The sequence below is a fragment of the Pseudomonas sp. SJZ131 genome, assembly GCF_007828705.1.
GTDB lineage: Bacteria > Pseudomonadota > Gammaproteobacteria > Pseudomonadales > Pseudomonadaceae > Aquipseudomonas > Aquipseudomonas prosekii.
On the sequence record NZ_VIVC01000002.1, the window covers coordinates 934,822 to 956,571 of the forward strand.

Annotated in this window: 20 protein-coding genes; 12 read left to right on the forward strand and 8 right to left on the reverse strand. The window is 59.8% G+C overall.

The features are described from left to right. Positions 1 to 32: 32 nt before the first annotated feature. Positions 33 to 1,337 (forward strand): 23S rRNA pseudouridine(2605) synthase RluB, encoded by a 1,305-nt coding sequence (gene rluB, locus FBY12_RS11270; protein ID WP_145252914.1) that lies wholly within the window; start codon positions 33 to 35, stop codon positions 1,335 to 1,337. A 161-nt stretch (positions 1,338 to 1,498) separates the two neighbouring features. On the opposite strand, the gene FBY12_RS11275 is transcribed toward rluB, so the two are convergent. Next, entirely contained in the window at positions 1,499 to 2,464 is a 966-nt protein-coding gene (locus FBY12_RS11275) for a leucyl aminopeptidase (RefSeq protein ID WP_145252915.1), read from the reverse strand. 69 nt (positions 2,465 to 2,533) lie between these two features. Further along, positions 2,534 to 2,671, reverse strand: coding sequence for a hypothetical protein (locus FBY12_RS27665; protein WP_010461921.1), 138 nt, complete (start codon positions 2,669 to 2,671; stop codon positions 2,534 to 2,536). A 929-nt stretch (positions 2,672 to 3,600) separates the two neighbouring features. On the opposite strand from FBY12_RS27665, the gene FBY12_RS11280 reads away from it, so the two are divergent. From FBY12_RS11280 to arfB, 3 genes are all read left to right on the forward strand, one after another. Continuing rightward, the gene (locus FBY12_RS11280; protein WP_121734015.1) at positions 3,601 to 5,016 is read left to right on the forward strand and encodes an amino acid permease; all 1,416 of its coding nucleotides are present in this window, start codon (positions 3,601 to 3,603) and stop codon (positions 5,014 to 5,016) included. A gap of 108 nt (positions 5,017 to 5,124) precedes the next feature. Next, a complete protein-coding gene (locus FBY12_RS11285) occupies positions 5,125 to 5,820 on the forward strand; it encodes a pentapeptide repeat-containing protein (RefSeq protein ID WP_121734014.1) in 696 nt (231 codons plus the stop codon). A gap of 360 nt (positions 5,821 to 6,180) precedes the next feature. Further along, entirely contained in the window at positions 6,181 to 6,594 is a 414-nt protein-coding gene (gene arfB, locus FBY12_RS11295; RefSeq protein ID WP_121734012.1) for an alternative ribosome rescue aminoacyl-tRNA hydrolase ArfB, read from the forward strand. On the opposite strand, the gene FBY12_RS11300 is transcribed toward arfB, so the two are convergent. The 6 genes from FBY12_RS11300 to phhA all read right to left on the reverse strand — a co-directional run bounded on the left by FBY12_RS11300 (position 6,591) and on the right by phhA (position 10,997). Next, positions 6,591 to 7,805: an MFS transporter gene (locus tag FBY12_RS11300; RefSeq protein WP_145252917.1), complete on the reverse strand. Its 1,215-nt coding sequence runs from the start codon at positions 7,803 to 7,805 to the stop codon at positions 6,591 to 6,593. The genes arfB and FBY12_RS11300 overlap by 4 nt on opposite strands. Positions 7,806 to 7,909: 104 nt before the next feature. Beyond that, positions 7,910 to 8,143, reverse strand: a complete 234-nt coding sequence (locus FBY12_RS11305) for a hypothetical protein (protein ID WP_178111746.1) — start codon at positions 8,141 to 8,143, stop codon at positions 7,910 to 7,912. A gap of 38 nt (positions 8,144 to 8,181) precedes the next feature. Then, positions 8,182 to 8,313: a hypothetical protein gene (locus tag FBY12_RS27855; RefSeq protein WP_256663297.1), complete on the reverse strand. Its 132-nt coding sequence runs from the start codon at positions 8,311 to 8,313 to the stop codon at positions 8,182 to 8,184. Between the two features lie 271 nt (positions 8,314 to 8,584). Next, positions 8,585 to 9,778: an amino acid aminotransferase gene (locus FBY12_RS11310; RefSeq protein ID WP_145252918.1), complete on the reverse strand. Its 1,194-nt coding sequence runs from the start codon at positions 9,776 to 9,778 to the stop codon at positions 8,585 to 8,587. After that, entirely contained in the window at positions 9,778 to 10,134 is a 357-nt protein-coding gene (locus tag FBY12_RS11315; RefSeq protein ID WP_008030478.1) for a 4a-hydroxytetrahydrobiopterin dehydratase, read from the reverse strand. The genes FBY12_RS11310 and FBY12_RS11315 overlap by 1 nt, the downstream gene beginning before the upstream one ends. A 71-nt stretch (positions 10,135 to 10,205) precedes the next feature. After that, the gene (gene phhA, locus FBY12_RS11320) at positions 10,206 to 10,997 is read right to left on the reverse strand and encodes a phenylalanine 4-monooxygenase (protein WP_145252919.1); all 792 of its coding nucleotides are present in this window, start codon (positions 10,995 to 10,997) and stop codon (positions 10,206 to 10,208) included. A gap of 402 nt (positions 10,998 to 11,399) precedes the next feature. Here phhA and FBY12_RS11325 point away from each other — a divergent pair, with 402 nt between their 5' ends. The 8 genes from FBY12_RS11325 (at position 11,400) to FBY12_RS11360 (ending at position 21,653) form a co-directional block, all read left to right on the forward strand. Beyond that, positions 11,400 to 12,959, forward strand: a complete 1,560-nt coding sequence (locus FBY12_RS11325) for a sigma-54-dependent transcriptional regulator (protein ID WP_101209581.1) — start codon at positions 11,400 to 11,402, stop codon at positions 12,957 to 12,959. Between the two features lie 251 nt (positions 12,960 to 13,210). Beyond that, the gene (locus tag FBY12_RS11330) at positions 13,211 to 13,951 is read left to right on the forward strand and encodes a flagellar basal body rod protein FlgF (RefSeq protein WP_121733550.1); all 741 of its coding nucleotides are present in this window, start codon (positions 13,211 to 13,213) and stop codon (positions 13,949 to 13,951) included. A 45-nt stretch (positions 13,952 to 13,996) separates the two neighbouring features. Then, positions 13,997 to 14,782, forward strand: coding sequence for a flagellar basal-body rod protein FlgG (gene flgG / locus FBY12_RS11335; protein WP_121757393.1), 786 nt, complete (start codon positions 13,997 to 13,999; stop codon positions 14,780 to 14,782). Between the two features lie 52 nt (positions 14,783 to 14,834). Further along, the gene (gene flgH / locus FBY12_RS11340; RefSeq protein WP_121733549.1) at positions 14,835 to 15,530 is read left to right on the forward strand and encodes a flagellar basal body L-ring protein FlgH; all 696 of its coding nucleotides are present in this window, start codon (positions 14,835 to 14,837) and stop codon (positions 15,528 to 15,530) included. Positions 15,531 to 15,539: 9 nt separating this feature from the next. Further along, on the forward strand, positions 15,540 to 16,646 hold the full coding sequence (locus tag FBY12_RS11345; RefSeq protein ID WP_092271503.1) for a flagellar basal body P-ring protein FlgI: 1,107 nt from the start codon (positions 15,540 to 15,542) through the stop codon (positions 16,644 to 16,646). 11 nt (positions 16,647 to 16,657) lie between these two features. Next, positions 16,658 to 18,004 (forward strand): flagellar assembly peptidoglycan hydrolase FlgJ, encoded by a 1,347-nt coding sequence (flgJ, locus tag FBY12_RS11350; protein WP_145252920.1) that lies wholly within the window; start codon positions 16,658 to 16,660, stop codon positions 18,002 to 18,004. Positions 18,005 to 18,028: 24 nt separating this feature from the next. Further along, on the forward strand, positions 18,029 to 20,071 hold the full coding sequence (flgK, locus tag FBY12_RS11355; protein WP_145252921.1) for a flagellar hook-associated protein FlgK: 2,043 nt from the start codon (positions 18,029 to 18,031) through the stop codon (positions 20,069 to 20,071). 13 nt (positions 20,072 to 20,084) lie between these two features. Next, positions 20,085 to 21,653, forward strand: coding sequence for a flagellar hook-associated protein 3 (locus FBY12_RS11360; protein WP_145252922.1), 1,569 nt, complete (start codon positions 20,085 to 20,087; stop codon positions 21,651 to 21,653). Positions 21,654 to 21,750 lie beyond the last annotated feature (97 nt).

The following is a 21,750-nucleotide window of genomic DNA, read 5'->3' on the forward strand; positions in this document are numbered from 1 at the left end:
TGCCTGAACAGACCACACCGGGAGGTGCCCAGATGAGTATCAACGACCAGAAAGACGGCCCAAAAGACGAGCAGGAAATCGGTCCTGCAGGCGAAAAACTGCAGAAAGTCCTCGCCCGCATCGGCGTCGGCTCGCGCCGTGACGTGGAAGCCTGGATCAGCCACGGTCGCATCAAGGTCAATGGCAAGGACGCGACCCTCGGTCAACGCGTCGATATGCACGACGCCATCACCATCGATGGCCGCGTGATCAAGCGCGAAGAAGCCGCCGAGTCGGTACGCCGCGTGATCATGTACAACAAGCCCGACGGTGAAATCTGCACTCGTCTTGACCCGGAAGGCCGTCCAACCGTATTCGACAAGATGCCGAAGCCGAAAGAAGGCCGCTGGATCAACATCGGCCGTCTCGACATCAACACCACTGGTCTGCTGATGTTCACCACCGACGGTGAACTGGCCAACCGTCTGATGCACCCTTCCTACGAAATGGACCGTGAATACGCGGTGCGTGTGCGTGGCGAAGTCGATGACGAGATGATCGAGCGCTTGAAAGCAGGCGTCGTCCTCGAAGACGGCCCGGCCAAGTTCACCGACATCAAGCAGGCGCCGGGTGGCGAAGGTTTCAACCACTGGTACCACTGCGTGGTGATGGAAGGTCGCAACCGCGAAGTTCGTCGTCTGTGGGAATCCCAGGGCCTGGTGGTCAGCCGTCTGAAGCGCGTGCGTTTTGGTCCGGTGTTCCTCAACTCGGACCTGCCGATGGGTCGCTGGCGCGAAATGAGCCAGTACGAAGTCGACATTCTCAGTGCTGAAGTGGGCCTGACGCCTGTGGCCATGCCGCAGATGAACGCCAAGAGCAAAGACAAGCTCGACCGCATGCAGCGTAAATCGTCGCGTCCGATGGGCAAGACCGAGCGCGTGCGCTCGTTGCGTCCAGCGATCGGCAACCAGACCGCTGCTACGCCGCGTGACTCCCGTGAGCCGCAAATCGAAGGTGAGCGTCCGGCCCGCAAACCGGCAGCGCCACGTGCTGACGGCGAACGCGGTCCACGCACGCCACGTCCGGCCAATGGTCGCACCGAGCGCGGCGAAGGCCGTGGTGCACCAAGCGGTGGTCGTAGCGATCGCGGTGCTCCTCGTGGTGAGGCTCGTGGTGATTCGAGTCGCGGTGCGCCAGCGGCGGACCGTCCGGCCGACACCAACCGCCCGGCCAAGGCCCCGGCAAAAAAACGCCCAGGCATCGTTCTGGTCAACAAGGACGCGCCATCGGGCAAGCGTCGCGGCGCACCTGCCGGTTCGGGCCAACGCCCGGGCTTCGGTCGTCGCAAGCCGGAGTGAAGCAGCGCTGAGTTTTTAGCGGCAAGCTGCAAGTGAAAAACGCCAACCTTCGGGTTGGCGTTTTTTTGGGGTCTGGCGTTAGTGGTGCGGCGTCCAGGGGTCAGTCATCGCGAGCGAGCTTGCTCGCGATGAGGTCGGTAGCAGCATCGCCATCTCACGGCTTAAAAGACAAACCGCCCATCAAATACCGGCTCGTCATCCAGCGCCAGCACGCCGCTGGAGAAGATCAAATCCAGATGATGGCTGCCCTTGGCCCCACCGCCCAAGCCGAGGTGCAAGCCGCAATGGCGTTCCTCAAACCCGGCGTTGCGCGCGTAGAGTTCCTTCACGCCTTCATTGGTGCCAATGCCCAATTCTTCAATGCGCCGATTTGACGGATTGGCGTCCAGGTATTTATTGAAATCATGTTCCAGCCCCGGAACTTCCGTGGCGATTTTGCTGATAGTCGAGTTTTCGATCCATAACTCCAACGGCGACTCCAATACCCCGTATTTACGGGCGAATGGAATAGTGCTGAGGAATGTCCCCATAAACTTCACTCGGCCATTAATGGCTTCGCTGTGCGTGGCAATTTCACCAGGCGCCAAGTCGAAGTTGCCCACTCCATTGATATCGGTCCACTTCTTGATACTGCTCATGGGTGTTTCAAACCATGAGCCATGTTCATCTTTGAAACTAAGCGTGGTGGCGTGGGCCATGCGCTGGATCAAATGGCTATTGAGCCCGGCGATACGCTGCGGGGTGACGCTGAACGTGTCGTAGAAGTAATCGCCGTAATCCTTGAACAGCAGCGACTTTTTCCAGTTCTGCGCCATCACCTCTTGCAGCGCGCGGACAAAATCCGGGCCGTCGGGACGAGGGTTGGGCAGGGTGGAAGAGTCGTAGAAGAAAATGTACAGATCGCTGTCGGCAATCGCCTGGGCCAGCAGATCCGTGGGTTCTAGGTCCAGGCGCATGGCGCTGAAGCTGAACTGTTGGCTGTTTGCGGCCTGTTCGGCGATGGCGCCGGCGAGTGCCTGGTAATCAGCGGTGTGGCCGAGCAAAACCTTCGCCGGGTTGATTCCGACAAGGGCTGGGTGGTGTTCGAGGTAGTAAAGGAAATGCGAGATAGCGCGTTGCTTATCCATGTAGTCCTCCCTGACAAACCGAGAAAATGTGGCAGGCACGACCGGCCGGATCGTGCCTGCCGGGATGGCTTACAGAGGCCACATCGCCGTGCCGAACGGAACAACCGCGTCGGCTTGCATCATTTCCACGGCGGCTTCATGGGTCGGTGCTTCAAACCAATCGTCCAGTTGCAGTTCAGTTTCCAAGTCTTTTTCAAGTGCTTGCATTGTGAATCTCCTAGATGACTTTTGAGTAATAAAGCGGCGCTGCTTTCAGTCAGTGAATACAACACCAACTTGCCGGTCGAGGCGGCTCGGCAAGTCGCTCAAAAACTAGTTCAGACAGTTTGATAATGCAAAATAATAATTAAATAAGATTATTGGGAACTTGTTTCGCCGTTCTTTGGAAGTGAATTTTGTGTTTAAAAAACAAAAAACTAACTCGACCTGATCCTTAGGAAGCTTCCTATCGTCAATTTGCAGGCGTCCTACAGCCTTATCTGATTTGGCAAATTAACGTTACGGCGTGTAACGGAAGTTTTACGAAATCTGCGTTGAAGTCCCGTGAAATGAAGCTTCCACGAAACGCGTAAGGAAAACCTTCCGCGCGTCTGCTCCGTGCGAGCGCTGCAAGGCTCTGGCGCGCTTGTTTCAGAGGCGTTTGAAGGGTGAGATGCGCCCATGCCTGCCGTGCAGGTGCATAACAAGAAGGAGGCGCAATGAACGCCGTGCATCATCCCCATCTCTCCCCGTGGGCGGATTTTCCCCTCGCTCGCGTCGACGACCTGCAAAGGTCTGACTCCTTATTTGCAGCCGCCCGAGCGCTTCGTGGCGGACACAGGCAATCCCGGCAACCGACACGCTGATCCAGTGGTGTCTGGCAGTAGGGGGTTAGCGGTGTACAATGCGCCGCGTTTTAACTGTGACCTCCTGCGCATCAGCGCAAATTTCAAGGCTATCCGCCTTGTTCACTCCGCCGCGCCACAAGCGTGTCGGGTTCGATTTCGTCACAGATAAAAACAAACAGGTGACGCATGACCGTTGTTAATTCGCTGAACTCCTGGTGCTTGCGCTGGGGTTTGATCGGCGCTGCTTGAAATTGCAACCGAGCAGCAACGTCTACTGAACATCATCAAACCTTGCGTGAGACCCTTTTCATGAGTGGACAAAACTCGCATTCAGGCGAGCTGAAACGAGGCCTGAAAAATCGCCACATTCAACTGATCGCCCTCGGTGGCGCGATCGGTACCGGGCTGTTCCTCGGCTCGGCGGGCGTGCTGAAATCCGCCGGCCCGTCGATGATCCTCGGCTACGCCATTTGCGGCTTCATCGCGTTCATGATCATGCGCCAGCTCGGCGAGATGATCGTCGAAGAGCCAGTGGCCGGTTCCTTCAGCCACTTCGCACACAAATACTGGGGCGGTTTTGCCGGTTTCCTCTCGGGCTGGAACTGCTGGATTCTGTACATCCTGGTGGGCATGTCGGAGCTGACGGCGGTCGGCAAGTACATTCACTACTGGGCGCCGGACATCCCGACCTGGGTCTCGGCCGCCGGTTTCTTCGTGCTGATCAACCTGATCAACCTGGCCAACGTCAAAGTCTTTGGCGAGGCCGAGTTCTGGTTCGCGATCATCAAAGTTGTGGCGATTGTCGGCATGATCGCCTTGGGCAGCTATTTGCTGGTCAGCGGCAACGGTGGCCCGCAAGCGTCGGTCAGCAACCTTTGGTCCCACGGTGGTTTCTTCCCGAACGGGGTCAGTGGTCTGGTAATGGCCATGGCGATCATCATGTTCTCCTTCGGCGGTCTGGAAATGCTCGGTTTCACCGCCGCTGAAGCCGACCAACCGAAAACCGTGATCCCGAAAGCGATCAATCAGGTGATCTACCGGATCCTGATTTTCTACATCGGCGCACTGGTGATCCTGTTGTCGCTGACGCCTTGGGACAGCCTGCTGGCCACGCTCAACGCTTCCGGCGATTCCTACAGCGGCAGCCCGTTTGTGCAAGTGTTCTCGATGCTCGGCAGCAACACCGCCGCGCACATCCTCAACTTCGTGGTGCTGACCGCCGCGTTGTCGGTTTACAACAGCGGCACCTACTGCAACAGCCGCATGCTGCTGGGCATGGCCGAGCAGGGCGATGCGCCGAAAGCATTGGCCAAAATCGACAAGCGCGGCGTGCCGGTGCGTTCGATTCTCGCCTCGGCGGCGGTGACGCTGATCGCGGTGTTGCTCAACTACCTGATCCCGCACAGCGCGCTGGAACTGCTGATGTCGCTGGTTGTGGCGACGCTGGTGATCAACTGGGCGATGATCAGTTTCTCGCACTTCAAGTTCCGCCAGCACATGGACAAAACCCGGCAGACGCCGCTGTTCAAAGCCTTGTGGTACCCGTACGGCAACTACATCTGCCTGGCGTTCGTGGTGTTCATTCTGTGCGTGATGCTGCTGATTCCGGGGATCCAGATCTCGGTGTACGCGATCCCGGTGTGGGTGGCGTTCATGTGGATCTGCTACGGCATCAAGAACAAGCGTCGTGATGGTGCTCTTGTGGTCGGTTCCGCGACCAAGTAAGAAAAGGATGACAACAAAAAAGCCGGCGTCTGCCGGTTTTTTTGTCGGCGGTCCTACGTGACGTGGCGATAGACTGCATCCGCCAATCCAATCAGTCAGGGATCACGTATGGGCGAAGGACAATTACATTTTGAAATTGAAGACGAGACGCTCGGGCGAGAAGACGTTCAAGCGTTGCTCAACGCTCACAATGGTCCGTTGCGCTTTATTGGGGTGGACTTCACTGATGCTGATTTGTCGAGGCTGATGCTGGATCGCTGCGAATTCCAGCGCTGTACCTTGCTACGCAGCCAGTTTCTCGGCGCACGTCTGGAGGGGACTCAGTGGACAGGTTGCCGGGGTGCGCACGCGGTGTTCGAAGCGACACACCTGCTGGAAGCATCGTTCAGCAATTGTGATTTGAACAACACCCGTTGGCAGCGAGCCAAGCTGGCGCAAGTTGCTTTCAACGGCTGCAAGTTGACGGGGGCCAATTTCAGTCATTGTTCAAGCCTGGGGCTGTCGTTCAATGAAACTCGACTCAACAGTGCTTTTTTACCGGGAATGTCCTTTGCTAGAAGCACACTGAATAACCTGGATTTTTCTGATGCGGACTTGAGCGACGCGGACTTTCGCAAAGCAGAGTTTGTCGATTGCAGCCTGGCTCATGCTCGTATCAATGGCGCGACGTTCGCCGGGGCGGATTTGCGTGGCGCCGATTTGAGCGGTTTTCGCCTCAACGATGCCAAGCTGTTCAAAGGCGCGGTCATTTCCCGCGCGCAGGCTTCGATGTTGTTGTCAGAGCTGGGCCTATCGGTCGCATAACGCGACTCTCAGAAACAACAAACCCGGCCATGTGCCGGGTTTGTTGTTTCAGGGTCTACACAAAACCCCTGTGGGAGCGAGCCTGCTCGCGAAAGGGGCATCACATTCAACATCAATATCGACTGACCCACCGCCTTCGCGAGCAAGCCCGCTCCCACAAGGGGATCCATGCCGAGCCCATCCTCCGCGAGCACCACAGTTCCCCTGTGGGAGCGTGGCTTGCCGGCGAAGAGGCCGGCACATTCAGCATTGATATTGGATGTGCCGACGCCTTCGCGGGCAAGCCTCGCTCCTACAGGGGATCACATTCCTCCAGCCCATTCGCGCTATCCTGCACGTCCTGAACCCGGACGCTTTTCCATGCTGGTAATCTCCAACAACGTGCATCTGCCGGATGCCGAGATCGAATTGACCGCCATTCGTGCCCAGGGCGCGGGTGGGCAGAACGTCAACAAGGTCTCCAGCGCCATGCACTTGCGCTTCGACATTCAAGCGTCGTCGTTGCCCGAGTTTTACAAGGAGCGACTGCTGGCGCTGCGCGACAGTCGCATCACCAGCGATGGCGTGTTGATCATCAAGGCCCAGCAATACCGCACGCAGGAGGCCAATCGCGCCGACGCGCTGGAGCGGCTGGTCGAGTTGATTCTCAGCGCCACCAAGATCGAAAAGAAGCGCCGGCCGACCAAACCGACGCTCGGTTCGAAGAAGCGTCGGCTCGAATCAAAAACCAAGCGCGGCAGTATCAAGGCCGGTCGCGGCAAAGTGGATTTCTAGCGCGCGCCGCGTTCTTCGCGATGTTTTTCGCTGAGGTGCTTGGGCGCCTGACGGTACAAATAGATGCTCAGCATCAAACCGGTCAGCGCCGCCAGGGCAGCAAACAGGAAGATCGAGGCAAAACCAAACCCGGCCGCAATCGCTCCAGCCAACGGCCCGGTAATCCCCAGCGACAAATCGATAAACAACGAATACGCCCCCACCGCCGCACCGCGACTGGAAGCAGGCACCAGATTGACCGCTTCCACGCCCAGCGCCGGGAACACCAGCGAGAAACCAAAACCGCTCAAAGCAGCGCCGGCCAATGCCCAATTGGCGTCTGGCGCGAGCCACAACAGCAGCAACCCCAGCGTTTCTACGGACAAGCAGGCAATCGCCACGCGAAACCCGCCGAGCCGATTGATCAAATTGCCGAACAGCAAACGCGCGCCGATAAAACTGGCGCCGAACAGGCTCAGGCACAACACCGCGTTCGACCAATGCTGCGTCGCGTAATACAGCGTGATAAACGTGGCGATGGTGCCAAAACCAATCGAGCCCAGCGCCAGGCCGCAGCCGTGTGGCAATACCCGCCCCAGCACGTGCATGAACGGCAGGCGTTCACCGACGACAATCGGCGCGGCGATCTTCGGCCAGGCCAGCGCCAGGCCCAGCACCGCCAGCAGCACAATGCTCACGCCCATGCTCCACAGACCCAATTCGCCAACCAGCCACACGCCAAGCGGCGCGCCGATGGCAATCGCGCCATAACTGGCGATGCCGTTCCAGGAAATCACTTTGGCGGTATTCGCCGCACCGACGCGGCCGATGCCCCAGCCGATCGAGCCGGAGCCGACCAGGCTTTCGGCGCTGCCGAGCACCAGTCGGCCGATCAACAGGCTGATCAAACTGAGCACTGGCAAGCTCTGCGTCCATGCCGAAATCAGCATGAACACACCGCTCAAACCGCACCCGGCGAGGCCATACATCACTGCCAGTTTGCTGCCCTTGTTGTCGATGATGCGTCCGGCATACGGGCGGCTGAGCAGGGTCGCGAGGTATTGCACGCTGATCACCAGCCCGGCGATCACCGCGCCGAAACCGAGGTCGCTGTGGACGTAGCCGGGCAAGACGGCCAGGGGAATGCCGATGTTCAGGTAACCGATGAAGGTGAAAAGGACGATGGAGACGACTTGCAGCGTGACCGCCAGGGGGCGCTGGTTTTCTGACATGGGTAAAGGTCCACGGGGCAGCAGGATAGATAGGCTGCTTATGATAGCGGCGCGAGCGGCGGGCGGTCGGGGAAAAGTAAAACTATTTGCCGGGCGGCAGTCGATCAGGGTTTGGCGGGGGCGACCAGTTGCGTGGTGACGAGGGCGGCGAGGGCGTTTTCTTCGCTGCCAAAACGCGCCAGCAGCGTGGCTTGTTTTTCCGGCGAGAGGCGATTCCAGATATCGATCATTTTCTCGGCGGTGCCGATCAGTACGCTGGCCTGCAGCGCTTCATCGCGCGGCGGAGTGGATTCGTCGGTCATGGTGGGGCTCGGGTTCAGGCGGTGTGGAAAGCGCATGTTAGCGCTTTCCACACGGTCTGGCATTGCAGGGTGTTTCAGTCTTCGCTGTCAGCCTGACGGCTGTCAGTGGCTTCCTTGGTCTCGGGCTGTTGGGCACCGGCTTGTTGCGTGGCTGTCTGCTCAGTTTCGTGCAGGCTTGGGAAGGGGAGATTAGGGATCTCGTGCATGTTCGCGCTCCTCGCAAAGTCTGTTGATAGATCTGGTAGATCCGCGCTTTTAAAAAGCTTGGGCAGGATACAGCAGGAAAAATGACAAACAGACTTTTATCTCGAATTTCTGCGACCAATGGCCGCAGGGGCGATATTTTTTGACCGTTGCGCAAACCAATGTGGGAGCGAGCTTGCTCGCGAAAGCGTCAGCACATTCAACATCAATGTGGCTGAGGAACCGCAATCGCGAGCAAGCTTGCTCCCACAGGGGGATAGGGTTTGCCTGAAGTTACTTGCAGACTTCGGCGATGGCTTCGGCCAGCAGTGCCAGGCGGGTCGCGTCGATGCCGGCGACGTTGGCCCGGCCGGAGTTGACCATGTACACGCTGTGGTGATCGCGCAGCTGTTTGACTTGCTCCGCCGTCAGCCCGGTGTAGGAAAACATCCCGCGCTGCACGCCGATGTGCGCGAAGCGCTCGCGCAAACCGTGCGGTTCCAGTGCTTCAACCAGACCGCTGCGCAACTGCGCAATACGCAAACGCATGGCTTCCACTTCGTCGGCCCAGATGCTTTTCAGTTGCGGGTCGCCGAGGATTGTCGCGACCACTGCCGCGCCGTGATCCGGTGGCGTCGACCACAAGTTGCGGGCGATGTTGGCCAGTTGGCTGCGGATATCGATCAGTTTCTCGGCAGTCTTCGCACAGACAATCAGCGCGCCGGTGCGATCGCGGTACAAACCGAAGTTCTTCGAGCAGGAGCTGGTGATCAGCACTTCCGGCAATGCTTCGACGAACAACCGGGTCGACCACGCGTCCTGTTCCAGGCCGTCGCCGAAACCTTGATAAGCAAAGTCGATCAGCGGCAGCAACTCGCGGCGGCGAACCACCTCAAGCACCCGGCGCCAGTCGTCATGTGCTAGATCAAAACCGGTCGGGTTGTGGCAGCAGGCGTGCAACAACACCACGTCGCCCTTCGGCGCTTGGTTCAGCGCGGCGAGCATCGCTTCGACGTCAAGACGGTTGTCGCTGCCCACGTACGGGTAGTGGCTGACCTTGAGCCCGGCGGTGGCGAAAATTGTTTCGTGGATCGGCCAGGTCGGGTTGCTCAGCCAGATGCCACGGCCCGGCAGCATCTGCACGATGAAATCAGCGCTCAAGCGCAACGCGCCCGTGCCGCCCGGGGTCTGGGTGACGCCAGCACGATGTTCGGCGATCAGCGCCGAATCGGCGCCGAGCACCAATTCGTTGATGACTTTGCCGAACGCCGGGTCGCCGTGACCACCGATGTAAGTCTTGGTGGTCTGCCGCTCGACCAGCCGCGCTTCGGCAAGTTTCACCGCTTGCGGGATCGGCGTCAGGCCTTGGGAGTCTTTATAAACGCCCACGCCCAAGTCGAATTTGCGCGGGTTGGGGTCCTGCGCGTAGGCCTCCATCAGGCCCAGAATCGGGTCGCCGGGGACGCGGCCGATGGCGTCGAAATGCATTACTTGCGGCCCTCGGCGTCTTTCGCCACTTCGTCGGTGCGCGCGGCCATGATGAAGTCGTTGCGGTGCAGGCCTTTGATCGAGTGGCTCCACCAGGTCACGGTGACTTTGCCCCACTCGGTCAGCAGGCCTGGGTGATGGCCCTCAGCCTCGGAGATTTCGCCGACGGCGTTGGTGAACGCCAAGGCGTGCTTGAAATTCTTGAACAGGAAGACTTTTTCCAGTTGCATCACGCTGTCGCGAACCTCGATGTTCCAGTCAGGGATCTGCTTGATCAGTACCGGCAGTTCTTCGTCGCTGACTTGCGGGGCATCGGCGCGGCAGGCTTCGCAATGGGCTTGGTTCAATGTGGACATGGTCTGGTTCCCGATTCGATTCTTGTTAGACGTTACTGGTTTTGCGCGCACACCGCGAGTGTCGGTTGCGCTCAGGCGGCTTTCGGCTTGGGCGGAAATTTCGGCGCGTGCAGGCCCAACTGCATGCCTTGCTGGACCATGCCCATGATGTCTTCGTGGGCCAGGTCGAACAAACGCTTGAGGTTGGGCAGGACAAAGTACAGCGGTTGCAGGATGTCGATGCGATACGGCGTGCGCATGCATTCCAGCGGATCGAAGGCCTGGTGCTCGGGCTCGTCCGACATGCAATAAACAGTTTCCTTGGGTGAAGACAGGATGCCGCCACCGTAGATGCGCCGGCCCTGCGGGGTGTCGACCATGCCGAACTCGATGGTCATCCAGTACAGGCGCGCCAGATAAACGCGTTCTTCCTTGGAAGCCTGTAGGCCAAGTTTGCCGTAGGTGTGGGTAAATTCGGCAAACCACGGATTGGTCAGCAAAGGGCAGTGACCAAAGATCTCGTGGAAAATATCCGGCTCTTGCAGGTAGTCCAGTTCTTCGCGGGTACGGATAAACGTCGCCACCGGAAACTGCTTGTTGGCGAGCAATTCGAAAAAGGTCTGGAACGGGATCAGCGCCGGAACGCGGGCGACTTGCCAACCAGTGGTTTCACCGAGGACTTTGTTGATCTCGCCAAGTTGCGGAATGCGGTCGTGGGGCAGACCGAGTTTTTCAATACCGTCCAGGTATTCCTGGCACGCACGCCCTTCGATCACTTTCAGTTGACGGGTGATCAGCGTGTTCCACACCGCGTGTTCTTCGGCGGGATAGTCGATAAAACCTTGCGCATCGGGCTCGCGGGCCACGTATTGCGTCTGCTTCATGCTGCTCTCCTGCTAGGGGAATTGTTTTTTGTTATGTCCAGCGATGGCTTTAGAGATACCCGAAGGCGTGCCGGGATGCAGCAGCAGGTCAGCGCCGCGCGTAGGAATAATCCGAGGATTTCGTAAAGTTTTCGTTACGATTTGGCGGGTGGGGCGCAGGTATTGAGTTTTTGCGGTTTGAAAAGGTCGGTGGGTGTCACATAATCTTGACGATTAACTGAGCGGCTCTGCAGAAAATAATCGCTGTAGCGCCGCGTGACCCCTGTAGGAGTGAGCCTGCTCGCGAAAGCGTCCTTCCAGTTGATGGAGATTTTGGCTGGAAAACCGCTATCGCGAGCAGGCTCACTCCTACAAGGGATGTGTTCTTCATCCTTTTACTCACCGTTTTTTCGGGCCTTTTTTATGCGTATCAAAGTCCACTGCCAGAACCGCATCGGCATCCTCCGGGACATTCTCAACCTGCTGGTGGAATACGGCATCAACGTCGCGCGCGGCGAAGTCGGCGGTGAGCACGGCAACGCGATCTACCTGCATTGCCCCAACCTGATCAACATCCAATTCCAGGCGCTAAGAGCAAAGTTCGAAGCGATTGCCGGTGTCTTCGGCGTCAAGCGTGTAGGCCTGATGCCCAGCGAGCGTCGGCACATGGAACTCAATGCGTTGCTCGGCGCGCTGGAGTTTCCGGTGCTGTCGATCGACATGGGCGGCTCGATCGTCGCCGCCAACCGCGCGGCGGCGCAGTTGCTGGGGGTGCGGGTTGACGAGGTGCCGGGGATTCCGTTGTCGCGGTACGCCGAGGATTTTGATCTGCCGGAACTGGTGCGCGCCAACAAGTCGCGGATCAACGGCCTGCGCGTGAAAGTGAAGGGCGACGTATTTCTCGCCGACATCGCGCCGCTGCAATCGGAGCACGACGACAGCGAAGCGATGGCCGGCGCGGTGTTGACGTTGCACCGCGCCGACCGCGTCGGCGAGCGCATTTACAACGTGCGCAAGCAAGAGTTGCGCGGCTTCGACAGCATCTTCCAGAGCTCCAAAGTCATGGCGGCCGTGGTGCGAGAGGCTCGGCGCATGGCGCCGCTGGATGCGCCGCTATTAATAGAGGGCGAAACCGGCACCGGCAAAGAGCTGTTGGCGCGCGCCTGCCACCTCGCCAGTCCGCGCGGGCAATCGCCGTTGATGGCGCTTAATTGCGCGGGACTGCCGGAATCCATGGCCGAAACTGAATTGTTTGGTTACGGCCCCGGCGCGTTCGAAGGCGCGCGGGCCGAGGGCAAGCTCGGGCTGCTGGAATTGACCGCGGGCGGCACGCTGTTTCTCGACGGCGTCGGTGAAATGAGCCCGCGCCTGCAGGTGAAATTGCTGCGCTTTTTGCAGGACGGCTGCTTTCGGCGTGTCGGCAGTGATGAAGAGGTGTACCTCGACGTGCGGGTGATTTGCGCGACGCAAGTGGACCTTTCCGAGTTGTGCGCGCGCGGCGAGTTTCGTCAGGATCTGTATCACCGCTTGAACGTGCTGTCGCTGCACATCCCGCCGCTGCGCGAATGCCTCGACGGGTTGACGCCGCTGGTCGAGCACTTCCTCGATCAGGCCAGTCGGCAGATTGGTTGTCCGCTGCCAAAACTGGCGCCGGCGGCGATGGAACGGCTGAGTCATTACCATTGGCCGGGCAACGTGCGGCAACTGGAGAACGTACTGTTCCAGGCGGTTTCGCTGTGCGAGGGCGGAACGGTGAAAGCCGAGCACATTCGTTTGCCGGATTACGGCGTGCGTCAGCCGCTTGGCGATTTCTCGCTGGAAGGCGGGCTCGACGCGATTGTCGGGCGGTTCGAGAAAGCTGTGCTGGAACGCTTGTATTCCGAACACCCGAGCAGTCGGCAACTGGGCAAGCGCTTGGGCGTTTCGCACACCACGATCGCCAACAAATTGCGTGAGCATCAAGTCGGTAAAGAACCCGGCTGATTGGCGCGTGTGGCGAGGGGGCTTGCCCCCTCGCCACGGGGTTTTGCGTTGGCCTGGAGGTCGACGCTTGCCGTTAGCGGCATAACACCGCCGGTTTTTCGTCTCCGATACATTTCCCCAATCCCCGCAAAACCCCGCAAGCCCTTTGTTTGCCGGGCTTCGCGCCGCCAAAAGAAAGTTGGTCTGCAAATTGCTTAAGGCTCAGCAGTACAGCAGTGGACGGCAAACGTCCGGCATGCAGAGGATAGAGCGTGGACAAGTACCTTTATGTGGCAATGACCGGCGCCAGCCAGAATGCACTGGCGCAGAAGGCTCATGCGAACAACCTGGCGAACATCTCCACCAACGGTTTTCAGAAGGACCTCGAGCAGGCCCGTTCGATGCCGGTGTTTGGTGACAGCTTTCCGGCGCGCGCCTATGCCCTGACCGAACGCCCGGCCACCGACTTTTCCGCTGGCACGCTGGTGGAAACCGGCCGTGACCTCGACGTTGCCGTGAGCGGCAATGGCTGGATCGCCGTGCAAACCCCCGGTGGCGGCGAAAGCTACGTGCGCACCGGCAGCCTCAACATCGACGCCCTCGGCGTATTGCGCGCCGGCAACGGCATGCCGGTGATGGGCAATGGCGGGCCGATTGCCGTGCCGCCCGAGCAGAAAATCGAAGTGGGCGAGGACGGCACCATCAGCATTCGTTCGATGGGCGAAGGTCCGCGCGTGATGGCCGAAATCGACCGGATCAAACTGGTCAACCCGGACCTGAAGAACATGACCAAGGGCCTCGACGGTTCGATCCACACCAAGGACGGCCAGCCGGCGCAAGCCGATGCCGGGGTGAAGCTGGTGTCCGGGTTCCTTGAGTCGAGCAACGTCAACGCCGTCGAGGAAATGACCTCGGTGTTGGCTTTGTCGAAGCAATTCGAGCTCCACATCAAGATGATGAACACCGCCAAAGAAGATGACCAAGCCATGGCTCGGGTCTTGCAGATCACCTAATTATCAGAACGTCGCGCCGTAAAACAGGCGCACGAGGAGAATCGAATGCTTCCGGCTCTATGGGTTGCCAAAACAGGTCTGTCCGCCCAGGACACTAACCTGACGACCATTTCCAACAACCTGGCGAACGTGTCGACCACAGGTTTCAAACGTGATCGCGCCGAGTTCCAGGACTTGCTGTACCAGATCAAACGCCAGCCAGGCGCCCAGTCGACCCAGGACAGCGAACTGCCGTCGGGCCTGCAAGTGGGTACTGGTGTGCGCATCGTCGGCACGCAGAAAAACTTCACCGCTGGCAGCCTGCAAACCACCGAAAACCCGCTGGACATGGCGGTCGACGGTCGCGGTTTCTTCCAGATCCTGCAACCGGACGGCACTACGTCCTACACCCGTGACGGCACTTTCCACCTCGACTCCAACGGTCAAGTGGTGAACGCCAGCGGTTTTGCCCTGGAGCCGGCGATTGTCATCCCCAACAACGCCCAGACCTTCACGGTCGGTCGTGACGGCACCGTGTCCATCACCATTGCCGGCAACGCTGCCTCGCAAGTGATCGGCAACCTGCAAACCGCCGACTTCATCAACCCGGCCGGTCTGCAAGCAGTGGGCAACAACCTGTTCCTGGAAACCGCAGCCAGCGGCGCGCCGCAAGTCGGCACTCCGGGGCTCAACGGTTTCGGCACGACGCTGCAGAACACCCTGGAAACGTCCAACGTCAGCACCGTTGAAGAGATGGTCAACATGATCACCACTCAGCGCGCTTACGAGATGAACTCCAAGGTGATCTCCACCGCCGACCAGATGCTCTCGTTCGTCACGCAGAATCTGTAACCAAGTCTATGGGGCGACCATAACGTCGCCAGCTACACCGTGAGGTAGGGTCATGAAGCGCTTTGTATCTGTTCTGGCACTGGGTGGGGTTGTCGCACTCGCGGGCTGCGTCGCGCCGACGCCAAAGCCCAATGACCCTTACTACGCCCCGGTGTTGCCACGCACGCCGTTGCCGGCGGCGGCCAATAATGGCTCGATTTACCAGGCCGGTTTCGAACAGAACCTGTACAGCGACCGCAAGGCGTTCCGGGTCGGTGACATCATCACCATCACCCTTAACGAGCGCACGCAGGCGAGCAAAGGTGCCAACTCGCAGATCGACAAGAACAGCAAAACCAGCATCGGTCTGTCGTCGTTGTTCGGTGGCGGCTTGAGCACCAGCGACCCGGTCGGCAGCGGCAGCCTGAGCCTTGACGCCGCCTATGGCGGCGACCGTGCCACCAATGGCGCGAGCAAGTCCGGGCAGAGCAACAGCCTGACCGGCTCGATCACCGTGACCGTCGCCGACGTCTTGCCCAACGGCATCATCGCCGTGCGCGGCGAGAAGTGGATGACCCTGAACTCGGGCGACGAGCTGGTGCGGATTGCCGGTCTGGTGCGCGCTGATGACATCGCCACTGACAACACCGTGTCGTCGACCCGCGTCGCCGATGCACGGATCACCTATTCGGGCACCGGTGCGTTTGCCGATGCGAGTCAGCCAGGCTGGTTCGACCGTTTCTTCCTCAGCCCGCTGTTCCCTTTCTAGGTGGCTACGTTGAATCTTAAACAGCTGTTGCTGGGCGCCTGCCTGTTGTCCGCAGCCTTCGGTGCTCACGCCGAACGGCTGAAGGACATCGCCAGCATTTCCGGGGTTCGGACTAACCAATTGATTGGTTACGGCTTGGTGGTCGGGCTTAACGGCACCGGCGACCAGACGACACAAACCCCGTTTACCCTGCAAACCTTCAACAACATGCTCTCGCAGTTCGGCATCAAAGTGCCGCCGGGCTCGGGCAACGTGCAGTTGAAGAACGTCGCTGCGGTGTCGATCAGCGCTGACCTGCCGGCGTTTGCCAAGCCGGGTCAACAAGTCGACATCACCGTTTCGTCCATCGGTAACTCCAAGAGCCTGCGCGGCGGCACTTTGCTGCTGACGCCACTCAAAGGTATCGACGGCAATGTTTACGCCATCGCTCAGGGCAACCTGGTCGTTGGCGGCTTTGATGCGGAAGGTCGTGACGGTTCGAAAATTACCGTCAACGTGCCATCGGCCGGGCGTATTCCTGGCGGTGCGTCGGTCGAGCGTTCGGTGCCGAGTGGTTTCAACCAGGGCAACAGCCTGACCTTGAACCTCAACCGTTCCGACTTCACCACCGCCAAACGTGTGGTCGACAAGATCAACGACCTGCTCGGCCCAGGCGTGGCGCAGGCGATTGACGGCGGTTCGATCCGCGTCACCGCGCCGCTCGATCCGAGCCAGCGCGTCGACTATCTGTCGATCCTCGAAAACCTTGAAGTCGACCCGGGTCAGGCGGTGGCGAAAGTCATCATCAACTCGCGCACCGGCACCATCGTGATCGGCCAGAACGTCAAGGTTTCGCCGGCCGCCGTTACCCACGGCAGCCTGACCGTGACCATCACCGAAGACCCGATTGTCAGCCAGCCCGGCCCTCTGTCCAACGGTCAGACTGCCGTGGTGCCACGCTCGCGGGTCAACGCCGAGCAGGAAGCCAAGCCAATGTTCAAGTTCGGCCCAGGCACCACCCTCGACGAAATCGTCCGTGCGGTGAATCAGGTCGGCGCGGCGCCGGGTGACTTGATGGCGATCCTTGAAGCTCTGAAACAGGCTGGCGCGTTGCAAGCCGACCTGATTGTGATCTGAGGACAGCGACCATGGACATGCGCAAGAGCGGGGCGGTCAGCAACAGCGATTCGGGTTCGTACTCGGACCTCAATCGCCTGAATCAGCTGAAGGTCGGCGACAAGAACAGCGACGGCAATATGCGCAAGGTTGCGCAGGAATTCGAGTCGCTGTTCCTCGGTGAAATGCTCAAGTCCATGCGCTCGGCCACCGATGCGCTGGGCCAGGACAATCCGCTCAATACGCCTGCGGCCAAGCAATACCAGGAAATGTACGACCAGCAGTTGGCTGTTTCCATGTCCCGCGAGGGCGGCGGTATCGGCCTGGCTGACGTGCTGATGCGGCAGATGTCGAAGAACAAACCGCTGGCGCCCGGCGAAGCGGCGATCCTGTCGGCACAAAAACAGGAAGAAGCGAAAAAAGCGGCGGTGGAAACGCCGATTGCCGCCGGCACCATTGCCACCAATGGGCCGTTGTCGCGGGTCAATGGCGAGCGTCCGTTGTGGGCCTCGCGCTCGCTCAAGGGTTCGCAAGCGGTCAGCGATCACAGCAACGACGTGGCGCTGCTCAACCAGCGTCGGTTGGCGTTGCCGCCGAAACTCGCCGACCGTTTGCTCGCCGGTCTGGTGCCATCGACGCCAGCCACGGCCAACATTGCGGCCAACATTGCGACCAGCGCTACGGCCAACAATGCGACCAACGCCATCGTCAACCAGACCCCTTTGCCAGAACGCGCGGCGACGCCAACCGGCGCCGGCCCGCTGTACAACGGCGACTGGCTGGCGGCGCAAACCGACACCTCGACTGCCTCAAGCGGGCGCATGCAGGTTTACGGTCGGGCGATGGCGCAGATTCCATTGGCGCCTGCGAAAAAAGCCTTCAGTTCCGCCGACGAATTTGTCGCCACCATGCTGCCGATGGCCAAGGAAGCCGCCGAGCGCATCGGCGTCGATCCGCGTTATCTGGTGGCGCAGGCTGCGCTGGAAACCGGTTGGGGCAAATCGGTCATGCGCGCCCAGGATGGCAGCAGCAGTCACAACCTGTTCGGGATCAAGGCCGGCACTAGCTGGAAGGGCGATTCGGCGCGGGCAATCACCAGCGAATTCAGGGATGGCGCGATGGTCAAGGAGACCGCGCAGTTCCGTTCCTACGACTCCTACAAGGACAGCTTCCACGACTTGGTGACATTGTTGCAAAGCAACAATCGTTATCAAGATGTATTGAAGTCGGCCGATAACCCAGAACAGTTTGTACGCGAGTTGCAGAAGGCCGGTTACGCAACCGACCCGAACTACGCCAACAAGATTTCGAAGATAGCCATGCAGATGACGAGTTACCAAAACTACGCTGCGGCGGGCGTTTCCACTACGCCTCTATAAGGCACAAGGAATAAGGTCTGAACCATGAGTTTGCTTAATATCGGGATGTCGGGACTGGCCGCGAGCCAATCCTCTTTAGCTGTGACGGGCAACAACATTGCCAACGTCGACACCGCCGGTTATTCGCGTCAGCAAACCGTGCAGGGCACCAAAGCCTCGCAGCAGTACGGGAACGTTTTCATTGGCTCGGGCACGACCCTGGCAGACGTTCGTCGCGTCTACAACTCCTACCTCGATTCGCAGCTGCAGACCGCTACTTCGCTGAACAGCGAGTCGGCCGCGTACCTGAATCAGGCAACGCCGCTGGATGCTTCGCTGTCCGACACCAACACCGGCCTGACCGGCGTGTTGCAGAAGTTTTTCACCTCGATGCAGGGCGTTTCGACCTCGGCCACCGACGACACGTCGCGCCAGTCGGTGCTGACCGGCGCGCAGGCGTTGACCAGCCGTTTCAACACCATCGCCAAGCAGCTCAATGATCAGAACGCCACGATCAATGGCAGCCTCGCGGACATGGCCGCGCAGGTAAACAAACTGGCGACTTCGATTGCCAACCTGAACCAGAAGATCGGCGAAATCTCTACCAGCGGCGGCCAGCCCAACGACCTGCTCGACACCCGTAACGAAGCGGTGCGTCAGCTCTCGCAGATGGTCGGCGCACAAGTCGTCGAGCGCGGCAGCAGCTACGACATCTACGTCGGCAGCGGCCAGCCACTGGTGATGGGCAACACCACCAACACCCTGGAAACCGTCGCGAGCAAAGACGATCCAACGCGCATGGGCCTGCAGATGAATCGCGGCTCCAGCACCATCGACATCACGTCGGTGATCAGCGGCGGCGAGATCGGTGGCCTGCTGACGTATCGCAAAGAAGTGCTCGACCCTTCGCTCAATGAACTGGGGCGTGTGGCCCTGGTGGTTGCTGACCAGATCAACAGTCAGCAGGCGCAAGGCATCGACAAGAATGGCGAGTTCGGCGCGCCGCTGTTCAGCAACATCAACAGCGCCGCACTGATCAGCCAGCGCAGCATTGGCGGGGCGAACAACAGCGCCGGTTCCGGCAACCTCGATGTGACCATCAAGGACACCGGCAAGCTGACTACCAACGATTACCAGGTGACGTTCACCAGCGCGACCAATTACTCGGTCAAGCGCTCGGACGGCACCGACATGGGTGCGTTCAGCACCACGACCACTCCGGCGCCAGTGATCGACGGCTTCAGCCTGTCGCTCAACGGCGCGGCGTTGAGTGCGGGTGACAGCTTCAAAGTGACCCCGACCCGTGGCGCCGCGACCAGCATTCAGACGGTCTTGAGCGACCCGAAAAAGATCGCTGCCGCCGCACCGTTGAGCGGCGTTACCAGCGCCAACAATGGCGGCACTTACACCCAGCCAACGCTGACCACCAAACTCGATATCTACAACCCGGCGTCGCAGTCGGAGTTGCAAGCGGCGCTGAAAAACTCGACGCCGGTCAAGCTGACCTTCGCTGCCGCCAGCGGTGGCAGCCAGACCTACCAACTGACCGACGCTCAGGGCAATTCGTTGGGCAGCGGCACGATTGTTCCGGGCCAGAGCAATACCGTGAACATGAAAATCGGCATGGTCGACGGCAGCGGCAACCCGATCATGGACGGCGGTACACCGCCGGTGCAGAAAACCTTCACCGTGCAAACCACCGTCGGTGGCACGCCGAAAGCCAACGAGAGCTTCAGCGTTTCGCTGACCGGCGCCGGCTCCTCGGACAATCGCAACGCTCAGGCGCTGGTCGGCCTGCAAACCAAACAGACGGTAGACACCGGTTCGGCGAGCAAGGGCATCAGCCTGACTGACGCCTACAGCAAGCTGGTCACCAACGTCGGCACCAAGGCTGCCCAAGGCAAGTCCGACAGCGCCGCTACCACGGCGATTCTGGCGCAGGCCAAAGGCGCGCGTGATTCGTTGTCCGGGGTCGACCTGGATGAAGAAACCGGCAACCTGGTGAAATACCAGCAGTACTACACCGCCTCTTCGCAGATCATCAAAGCTGCGCAGGAAACTTTCAGCGTGCTGATCAACAGCCTTTAAGGAGTCGTAATTCATGCGCATTTCTACCGCCCAGTATTACGAAACAACCGCTGCCAACTATCAGCGCAACTTCAACAAGGCGATCGCCACCAGCAATGAAGCCAGCAGCCTGACGCGCATCAACACCGCCGCCGATGATCCGCTGGGCGCAGGTCGTTTGCTCAAACTGGGCCAGCAAAGTGCTGCACTTGAGCAATACACCACCAACATCAACACCACCAAAAGCGCCTTGAGCCTGCAGGAAACTACCCTGACCTCGATTGGCAGCGCGTTGCAGCGCGCCAAGGAAATCGGCCTGGCTGCCAACAACGGCATCGCCACCGACGCTGACCGCAAGGCTTACGCCGCCGAGATCAGCCAGATCCAGCAACAAGTGCTGGGCCTGATGAACTCCAAGGACGCCAACGGCAATTACCTGTTCGCCGGGTCGAAAACCGACACCCCGCCATACTCGCCGAACTCCGACGGCACTTTCAGCTACAGCGGTGACCAGAGCAGCATCGACCTGGGCATTGGCGATGGCATGACCGTGGCCACCAACACCACCGGTTGGGATGCCTTCCAGCAGACCATCAACACCAGCCGCACCCAAACCAGCATGACCGCGCCGGCGGTGGATGATGGGCGTGTGGTTTTGTCCCAGGGGACGGTTGGCACCGCAGCCACCTACAACGCCAAATTTGCTGGTGGCGAGCCGTACACCGTCAGCTTCCTGAGCAGCACCCAACTGAAAATCACCGATGCGCTGGGCAACGACGTCACTGCTGAAGCCAGCCAGAACGGCGTGATCAGCAACCGCAACGGGGCGAATCAGCAAGTCAGTTTCCGTGGCGTTGATCTGCAGCTGAACATCAATCTCAAGGCTGGGGACACCAACCCGGACGCAGTGATTGCCGGTCACAGCTTCACGCTGTCGGCGACCCCGGACACCTTCAATACCTCGCGCAGCCCAGGCAACGTTTCGACGGCAGTGATCACCAGTTCCACCGTCACCGATCAGGCGGCTTACAACAAAGCCTTCCCGGCGGGCGGGGCGGTGCTGAAGTTCACCAGCGCCACCGATTTCGACCTGTACGCGGCGCCGGTTACCGCTGACAGTCGCCCGGTTTCGTCGGGCACCATGGTCGGCAACAACGCCACCGCTGCCGGCGTGACTTTCGCGGTGAACGGTACGCCAACCGGCGGCGACCAGTTTGTCTCGCAGTCCAACGACCACCAGACGCAGAACGTGCTCGACACGCTGGGGAAAATGATCACCGCGCTGAACACGCCGATTGACGGTGATGCAGTGGCCAAGCAGAAGTTTCAAGGGGCGATGGAGGCCGGTCTGGGCAACATCGACAGCGCTACCAACCAGCTCGGCTCGGCAGTCACTTCGATTGGTGCGCGTGGGCAGTCGCTGGACAGCCAGACGACCACCAATGAGAGCCTGACGCTGGCGAATACCGCCACCCAATCGTCAATCCGCGATTCCGACCCGGCCGAAGTCATGACCCGCCTGACCTTGCAGCAAACCATGCTGCAAGCGGCGCAACTGGCCTTCAGCAAAATCACCTCGCTGGGTTTGTTCAACAAGATCTGACGGCGCTCGGGCGCTACGGCGCCCGATTGCCCGAGCCTTCCCTGTTTATTGTCTTTTAGCGGTTTGAAGGGCTCGCTTTCCGGAGCGGGCACGCACC